This window comes from Paracraurococcus lichenis (assembly GCF_030657435.1).
GTDB lineage: Bacteria > Pseudomonadota > Alphaproteobacteria > Acetobacterales > Acetobacteraceae > Paracraurococcus > Paracraurococcus lichenis.
This window is the reverse complement of sequence record NZ_JAUTWS010000528.1, coordinates 1-373: the sequence shown is the minus strand read 5'-3', so window position 1 is coordinate 373 and position 373 is coordinate 1. Positions and strand designations below refer to the sequence as shown.

The 373-nt window shown below is 71.8% G+C and carries 1 protein-coding gene; it reads left to right on the top strand.

Going from position 1 to position 373, the window contains the following annotated elements; genetic code table 11:
* The coding region (locus tag Q7A36_RS41100; protein WP_305109525.1) for a hypothetical protein at positions 1-373 on the top strand (373 nt) is incomplete at both ends.

Here is a 373-nt window from a genome sequence, read left to right as displayed (position 1 = left end):
GCCTACTTCTGGTTCCTGGAGCGCGGTCGCTGGTCGTGGTTGCAGGTCTGGGACGCCCTGCTCGAGCTGTTGCCCAGCGTATTCACGCCGGCGGTCTGGCATGTCGTGCTCGACGACAGCCTGGTCGAACGCGTCTCCACCCGGGCCCCGGGCTCGGTGGTCCACCACAACCACACCGCCAAGCCGAACCGCCCGCGCTTCCTGCGTGGCCAGGGCTGGCTGTGCCTGGCCGCGGTGCTCGAGCGGGACTTCAAGGTCGGGGCCGTGCCGCTGATGCTGCGCCTGGTGCGGCGCGGGGCCAACCGCGGCAAGCTCAAGAGCGCGCGTTTCCTGCTGCGCCTGCTCGGGCGACGGCTGGGGCGGGTCCGGGTGC